The organism is Mesorhizobium sp. M7A.F.Ca.AU.002.02.1.1 (assembly GCF_003998535.1).
In the GTDB taxonomy this organism is placed as follows: domain Bacteria; phylum Pseudomonadota; class Alphaproteobacteria; order Rhizobiales; family Rhizobiaceae; genus Mesorhizobium; species Mesorhizobium ciceri.
Map to the genome: position 1 here is coordinate 1 of NZ_RZPB01000263.1, position 7,489 is coordinate 7,489.

A 7,489-nucleotide genomic window follows, 5' to 3' on the forward strand; every position below is an offset into this window, starting at 1 on the left:
GCGCCAGCAGCACGCACACCGCACCAATTTTACTAAAACTCGAACTACGCATCCGCAGAGCAATAGGCCGGAATCATACAGGGAATCTTGCAGCGTCCATTAACGCTTCGCCCGAGCGGTCGCTCGAGGAAATCCCATATCAACAATCCGACATATTTCGTCGTATTCTATAAATGGATACTGCGGAAATGCCGCCGTGGCTAAAATCACGCCCGCAAACGGCGTATTTATGACAGCTTGCCTGGTTTGCCGGGGCTTTGATGCCAGGCATGAACGAACCAAGACGCAAACGCGGCGCCGAGCGCACCAGCAATCGGGGGCCATCGGCCATTCCGCAACTGCCGCTCAGGCGGGTGACCAATCCCTATCCGCCAATGGCCATGCTGTCGCCCGATCAGATCGAGCAGATCCATCAGGCGTCGATGCACATATTGGAGAATTTCGGCATCGAGGTGATGAGTCCGCGCGCGCTGTCGCTGTTCGAGAAGGCCGGCGCCAGGGTCGATCATGCCTCAGCGAATGTCCGCATCGATCGCGGCCTGATCGAAGACGTGCTGAAGACCACGCAGCCCAGCTATGTGTTGACGCCGCGCAACCCGGCCAACGCGGTTCATCTGGGCGGCAACACCATCAATTTCACCCTCGTTGCCGGGCCGCCCAATGTCCATGACATGGAGCGCGGCCGCCGCGCCGGCAATTTGCGCGACTATTCGGATCTCACACGGCTGGCGCAGCATTTCAACTGCATCCACATGCTGGGCAACCAGGTCTGCGCGCCGGTGGAGCTGCCGGCAAACTCTCGCCATCTCGACACTTATTTCACCAATCTGACGCTGACCGACAAGAGTTTCCATGTCTCGGCGATCGGCCGGGGCAGGGCATTGGACGGCATCGAGATGATGGCGATTTCGCGTGGGCTGACGCTCGACCAGATGCGCGACGATCCCGGTATCACCACCATCATCTCGGTCAACTCCCCGCGCCGCTTCGACGAGATGATGGCCGAAGGCCTGATGACCATGGCCGAGTTCGGCCAGTCGGTGGCGGTGACGCCGTTCACGCTGATGGGGGCGATGAGCCCGGTGACGCTGGCCGGGGCGCTGGCGCAGCAGAATGCCGAGGCGCTGTTCGGCGTCGTGCTGACGCAGCTTGTCCGTCCGGGCGCGCCGGTCATGTATGGCGCCTTCACCTCCAATGTCGACATGAAGTCGGGCGCGCCGGCCTTCGGCACGCCCGAGAACACCAAGGCCAACATTGCGTCAGGGCAACTGGCGCGGCGCTACGGGCTGCCCTACCGCACGACGCCGGGCTCGGCTTCCAATGCCGCCGACGCGCAGGGCGCCTATGAGACGCTGATGGCACTGTGGGGGGCGGTGCTCGGCCACGGCAACCTCGTCTACCACGCCGCCGGCTGGCAGGAGGGCGGGCTGACGGCGTCGTTCGAAAAACTCATCATCGATGTCGAGATGATCCAGCATATGATGGAGTTCTTGCGCCCGATCGAAGTCAATGAGGCGGAACTCGCCGTCGAGGCTTTGGGTGCGGTGCCAACCGGTGGGCATTTCTTCGGCGAGCCGCACACGCTGGAGCGCTACGCCACTGCCTTCTACCAGCCGATGCTGTCCAACTGGCAGAATTACGAAGCCTGGCAGGAAGCCGGCGGCCTCGACGCCACGGCACGCGCAACGCGGCTGTGGAAGAAAGCGCTGGAGGACTATGTCGAGCCGGTGATGGATATCGCCGTGCGCGAGGCGCTAGAGGCTTACATGGCCAGGCGCAAGGAAGCGATCGGGCAGGGCGAGCCGTGATCGTTCCCAGCTTGAATCCATTCACCCATTCAACTCACTGATATCAGAGAAAAAATCCATGAAATCGCATGCAAAGGTCGTGGTCATTGGCGGTGGCGTCGTCGGATGCTCCGTGTTGTTCCATCTCGCCCGCCACGGCTGGACCGATGTTGTCCTGCTCGAGCGCGACGAGCTGACCTCAGGCTCGACCTGGCACGCGGCCGGGGGCATGCACACCATCAATGGCGACCCCAACGTCGCCAAGCTGCAGAAATACACGATCAATCTCTACAAGGAGATCGAGGAGCTTTCCGGCCAGGCGACCGGCGTGCATCTGACCGGTGGCGTGCTTCTGGCAGCGACCGAGGCGCGGCTCGACTGGCTGCGCGGCGTCGTCGCCAAGGGCCGCTATCTCGGCATCGAGCTCGAGGAGATCTCGCCCAACGAAGCGGCCGAACTGATGCCGCTGCTCGATCCCAAGCAGTTCGTCGGCGCGGTCAGGAACAAAGAGGACGGCCATCTCGATCCCTCCGGCGTCACCCACGCCTATGCCAAGGCCGCGCGGAAACTTGGGGCGGAAGTGGAGCGTTTCACCAAGGTCGAGGACATCGTGCGGCGCCCTGACGGACTGTGGCGGGTCATCACCAACAAGGGCGAGGTGGTGGCCGAGCATGTCGTCAACGCCGGCGGCCTGTGGGCGCGCGAGGTCGGCCGCATGGTCGGCCTCGAACTGCCGGTGCTGGCCATGGAGCACATGTACCTGATCACCGAGGATATGCCGGAGGTCGCCGCCTGGAACGCCAAGACCGGCACCGAGATCATCCACGCGGTCGACTTCGACGGCGAGCTTTACCTGCGCCAGGAGCGCGGCGGCATGCTGATGGGCACTTACGAAAAGGCCAACAAGCCATGGTCCGAATACCAGACGCCATGGAATTTCGGCCATGAATTGCTGGCGCCCGACATCGACCGCATCGCGCCGTCGCTTGAGGTCGGCTTCCGCCATTTCCCGGCCTTCCAGAACACGGGCATCAAGCAGATCATCAACGGGCCTTTCACCTTCGCGCCCGACGGCAACCCATTGGTCGGGCCGGTGCGCGGGCTGCCGGGCTTCTGGGTCGCCTGCGGTGTCATGGCCGGGTTTTCGCAAGGCGGCGGCGTCGGCCTCGCTTTGTCGAACTGGATGATCGAGGGCGATCCCGGCGCCGACATCTGGGCGATGGATGTCGCGCGCTACGGCGACTGGGCGACGATGGCCTATACCAACGCCAAGGTGCGCGAGAATTATTCCAGGCGCTTTTCGATCCGCTTCCCCAATGAGGAGCTGCCCGCCGGGCGGCCGCTGAAGACGACGCCGGTCTACGACCTGCTGTCGGCCAAGGGTGCGCAATGGGGCGTTGCCTATGGGCTGGAAGTGCCGCTGTGGTACGCGCCGGAAGGCGTCAAGGACGAATTCTCCTGGCGCCGCTCGAGCGATTTCACGCAGGTCGCCAAGGAGGTCGCCACAGTTCGCGACGGTGTCGGCCTGTCGGAGATTTCGAGCTTCGCCAAATACAAGGTGACGGGTGAGGGAGCGGCCGCCTGGCTCGACCGGATGCTTGCCTGCAAACTGCCCAAGCCCGGCCGCATGACGCTGGCGCCGATGCTGAAGGAAGACGGCAGACTGATCGGCGATTTCACCCTCGCCAATCTCGGAAGTGAGGGCTGGTTCCTCGCCGGCTCCGGCATCGCCGAGCAATACCATATGCGCTGGTTCGAGAAGCACCTGCCTGACGATGGATCGGTCCGCATCGAGTCGCTGGGCGCGAAGCTCACCGGTCTGTCGATCGCCGGCCCGAAGGCGCGGGATGTGCTGGCAAAGGCGACGCGCTCGGATGTCTCCAACGCGGCCTTTTCCTTCATGGCCATTGGCCGGATGGATATCGGCATGGCGCCGTGCCTGGTCGGCCGTGTGAGCTATACCGGCGATCTCGGCTACGAGATCTGGGTGGCGCCGGAATACCAGCGCGTCGCCTATCAAGCGCTGATGGCGGCGGGCGGGGAATTCGGCATCGGCCTGTTCGGCTCGCGCGCGCTCAATGCGCTGCGGCTGGACAAGAATTACGGCTCATGGGGGCGCGAGTACCGGCCGATCTACGGGCCGCTGGAAGCGGGGCTCGACCGCTTCGTTGCTTACGGCAAGGACGCCGATTTCATAGGCAAGGCCGCGGCGCTGGCCGAGCGCAGGCAGGGCGGCAAATTGCGCCTGCGCGCTTTTATCGTCGATGCCGACGATGCCGATGTCATTGGCGATGAGCCGATCTGGTTCGATGGTGCGGTGCGCGGCTGGGTGACGTCGGGTGGCTATGCGCATCATTCGAAGAAATCCGTCGCCGTCGGCTATGTGCCGAAGGAGATCGCTGATGAGAGCGACGGCTTCGAGATCGAGCTGCTGGGCAAGCGCCATGCGGCGCGCATTCAGGCGGTGCCGCTGTTCGACGCCAATTTCGAACGGATGCGTGCTTGAAGCGCTTCGGCTTCGCCGATGCGCTTCAGATTCCTGTTTTGTGGATGTCGTTGTCCCAAAACCGCCGGGCACTTTTGGGCGACATGCACCAGGCCCGCATCCTCTTTCTGGCGTCAGGCGCTGCGGCGGCTGTCCAGCGCGAAGGCGCCGGCGCCGGCAAACACCAGATAGAGGAAGATGAAGCAGAACGAGATCGCCGAATCGCCGCCATTGTTGACCGGGAAGAAGTCGCGCGGCATGTGCGCCATGAAATAGGCGATCGCCATTTCGCCGGCCAGAAGGAATGCCACCGGTCGCGTGAACAGGCCCAGCGCGAGCAGGATGCCGCCGGCGAATTCGAGGATGGCGGCAGTCGTGGTCAGCCCGGAAAGGGCGTGGGGATCGACGCTGACGGGGAAGTTGAACAGTTTCTGGCTGCCATGCTCGATGAACTGCAGCGCGGTCATGATGCGCAACACGCCGAGCGCCTGCGGCTGGTATCTGGAGAGGCTTTCGAAAAGCTTCATAATGACTCCATTTTCAATCCGTCCGGCCATAGATTATCGCCCAGGAATGGACCATTCACTTCCCATGGCCTGGCGTCAACAATCGGTGATTGAAAATGTCCCCAGCTTGACCCTTCACATTTTTCCCGCAAGGGTTGTATTTCTATCGTTGCGGTTGTATTAGTGCGGCCACTCTAGAAATGTGGGTTCCCTTTGCCATGAAAAAAGTCGCCATCAGCCTCTTCGCAATTCTTGCAGGCACCAGCTTTGCCATGGCCGAGGACGCCGGCTGTGAGGCCTTCAAGTGGCCCGTGACGCGGGAGCAGACCCTGTTTGCCGCGGCACCGGCAACGCCGTCCGGAGCGGCACTGGCGGTTGGTGCGGCTGCGGACCTGGCGCTGGTGCCGGTAGAGAAAGCCGGTTTTGCGGTAGCGCCCGAACGTGCGCCGGCATCAGACAGTTTCGGGGCCGTCGCCAGCGTGGAGGTGCCATCCGAGGGAGCCATCCAGATAAGTCTCTCGGGGGAGGCCTGGATCGATGTCATCCAGGATGGCCAGGCCATCAAGTCGGCGGGCTACAGTGGCGTGAAAACATGCCCTGGCATCCGCAAGAGCGTGCGCTTCAAGCTTGCGCCCGGCCCGGCCACCGTTCAGTTCAGCGGCGCGAAAAAAGCTGAGTTGAAGGTTGCGGTGCTGGCGCCGGAATGAGGCGGCGCCAGGCAGGGGAGAGGCCTTCATCGGTGGTCCGATGAAAGCCCGCACTTTGTGTCAGCGGTGTTCGATCGCCGTCAGCGGACTGGCGCCATCAAGGCGAAGTGCGCGCCTTGCGGGTCCTGGCACTGCACGATCCAACTGCCGCCGGGGACCTCCATCGGCCCCATCAGGATCTTGCCGCCATTGTCGGTGACCCGTTTGGCCGCCGCGTCGATGGCCGCAACGTTGAAGTAGAATTGCCAGACCGGGACCGGGATCTGCGCGGGCTTGTTCATGATGCCGCCGCCGGATTCGGGGCCGGCCGTAAAAGTCTGGTACGTGCCCATCGGGCCCATGTCGAAATCGCCGGCGTCGACCCAGCCGAACTGGTCGGAATAGAAATCGAACGCGGCTTTCCAGTCCGACGTGTAAAGCTCGTGCCAGCCGATGTGGCCCGGCGTGCTGGCCGGCACGACAGGCTGGTCGGGACCGTTCGGCTGCAGGAACATGAAGGTCGCGCCTTGCGGATCGGCGACGACGGCAAAGCGGCCGACGCCCGGAATGTCGTCGGGCTGGCGGTGAACGGTGCCGCCGGCTTTCTCCAGCGATGCAGTTGCGGCATCGACATCCCTGGTGTGGATATAGCCGAGCCAGGCAGGCGGCATGCCCATCTTGGCGGCATCCTCGGGCAAGGTCATCAGGCCGCCGACGCCACGTTCGCCGACATTCATGACGATGTAGCGCGGCATGCCGGGTGCCTTATCGAAGGGCTGCGCCGTCCAGCCGACCACTTGGGTGTAGAACGCCTCGGCGGCGTCGAGATCTGATGTCATCAATTCGTACCAGAAGAAGGGCATCGGGGTTTTTGGCATTTTCGGTCTCCTCACCTTTCATGGATCGATCGTCGTCCACCATAGGACGATCCTCACGACGGAAATCCGACACCGCCCGGACAACAATGGGTGTGTGTGCCAAGCGTTCCCTGATTGCGCATCCAGCGGTTTTCGATTTCTCTGCGGTCATGAGGGGTTGTCGTCCATGCGCTTGATGTCGCTCACGCCCGAGCTTGTCGCACTGTGCCATCGGGAAGAGGCCGATCCCGGTCCGGACCCGAGCTGGACAGACATGAACGACGAGGACTTTCGAACCCGCGCTTGCGACTGTCCAATGAAGCCGATGAGGGACCGTTATGGGTGTTCGCCTATGGGTCGCTGATCTGGAAGCCGGAATTCGAGTCGGTCGAGCAACAGCTCGCCACAGCCTTCGGCTGGCACCGCTCCTTCTGCCTCGACATGGTGCGCTGGCGCGGCAGCGCCGAGCAGCCTGGGTTGATGATGGCGCTCGAGCGGGGCGGGCGCTGCAACGGCGTGATCTATCGCTTGCCGGAGGGTGAGAAGCCGGCGCAGATCGAAAGGCTGTTGCGGCGCGAGATCAGCGACCATGAAAGCATCGAGACGGTTCGCTGGCTGCCGGTGCATACGCCGCAGGGTAAGCTGCGCGCGCTCGGCTTCTGGGTCGGCGTGAAGGGCAGGGGAACGTCGCTGAACCAGCCGCTGGACAGAGTGGCGAGCGTGCTGGCCAGAGCCTGCGGGCATATCGGATCCGGCGCCGAATATCTCTACAACACGGTCAGCCATCTCGAAGCATTCGGCATCCGCGACCGCAATCTGTGGCGATTGCAGGAATTGGTGGCGCAGGAGGTCAGGGCCATCCATGGCCGCAAGCTTGAGCCTGGCCTTTCGCTCGCACTGCAAGCCCGACCGCAGTCGCAATAATATGAGTAAAAAAATCATGTTATTGCCGAGCCTTTTCAGTGACTTGCGTCGAAAATTGACCAATTGATAAAAAAATAAAACGTGCTAGCCTTCTCCAAAAGAAAACATGGGGAACTGACGATCCCAGAAGGCCAATTCAGGGAAGGCATTGCGGGCGGCAGGCTCTCGGCCGACCAGTATGCGGATAATTTTTCCGACCTGCACCCGCCGCTCGACCACCACGAGGCGCTGGTCCTGTCTCTTA

5 protein-coding genes and 1 pseudogene are annotated in these 7,489 nt (G+C 62.6%); 4 read left to right on the forward strand and 2 right to left on the reverse strand.

Going from position 1 to position 7,489, the window contains the following annotated elements:
* The first annotated feature begins 269 nt into the window (after positions 1-269).
* Both EN879_RS17300 and EN879_RS17305 read left to right on the forward strand, forming a co-directional pair.
* The gene (locus tag EN879_RS17300; RefSeq protein ID WP_024501515.1) at positions 270-1,808 is read left to right on the forward strand and encodes a trimethylamine methyltransferase family protein; all 1,539 of its coding nucleotides are present in this window, start codon (positions 270-272) and stop codon (positions 1,806-1,808) included.
* A 58-nt stretch (positions 1,809-1,866) separates the two neighbouring features.
* Positions 1,867-4,293, forward strand: a complete 2,427-nt coding sequence (locus tag EN879_RS17305) for an FAD-dependent oxidoreductase (protein WP_063168509.1) — start codon at positions 1,867-1,869, stop codon at positions 4,291-4,293.
* 113 nt (positions 4,294-4,406) lie between these two features.
* Here EN879_RS17305 and EN879_RS17310 read toward each other — a convergent pair whose 3' ends face one another.
* The gene (locus tag EN879_RS17310; protein ID WP_013530889.1) at positions 4,407-4,799 is read right to left on the reverse strand and encodes a DoxX family protein; all 393 of its coding nucleotides are present in this window, start codon (positions 4,797-4,799) and stop codon (positions 4,407-4,409) included.
* A gap of 197 nt (positions 4,800-4,996) precedes the next feature.
* Between EN879_RS17310 and EN879_RS17315 the strand changes: the two genes are divergently transcribed.
* Positions 4,997-5,485, forward strand: a complete 489-nt coding sequence (locus EN879_RS17315) for a hypothetical protein (protein WP_084652544.1) — start codon at positions 4,997-4,999, stop codon at positions 5,483-5,485.
* Positions 5,486-5,565: 80 nt separating this feature from the next.
* Here EN879_RS17315 and EN879_RS17320 read toward each other — a convergent pair whose 3' ends face one another.
* On the reverse strand, positions 5,566-6,342 hold the full coding sequence (locus EN879_RS17320) for a VOC family protein (RefSeq protein WP_013530891.1): 777 nt from the start codon (positions 6,340-6,342) through the stop codon (positions 5,566-5,568).
* Between the two features lie 166 nt (positions 6,343-6,508).
* Here EN879_RS17320 and EN879_RS17325 point away from each other — a divergent pair.
* A pseudogene (locus tag EN879_RS17325) lies at positions 6,509-7,245 on the forward strand (gamma-glutamylcyclotransferase).
* Positions 7,246-7,489: the final 244 nt, after the last annotated feature.

Bases quoted from the DNA above. Each gene is read 5' to 3' on its own strand.
- EN879_RS17315 (WP_084652544.1), top strand. From the start codon at position 4,997: ATGAAAAAAGTCGCCATCAGCCTCTTCGCAATTCTTGCAGGCACCAGC.
- EN879_RS17310 (WP_013530889.1), bottom strand. From the start codon at position 4,799: ATGAAGCTTTTCGAAAGCCTCTCCAGATACCAGCCGCAGGCGCTCGGC.
- EN879_RS17305 (WP_063168509.1), top strand. From the start codon at position 1,867: ATGAAATCGCATGCAAAGGTCGTGGTCATTGGCGGTGGCGTCGTCGGA.
- EN879_RS17320 (WP_013530891.1), bottom strand. From the start codon at position 6,342: ATGCCAAAAACCCCGATGCCCTTCTTCTGGTACGAATTGATGACATCA.
- EN879_RS17300 (WP_024501515.1), top strand. From the start codon at position 270: ATGAACGAACCAAGACGCAAACGCGGCGCCGAGCGCACCAGCAATCGG.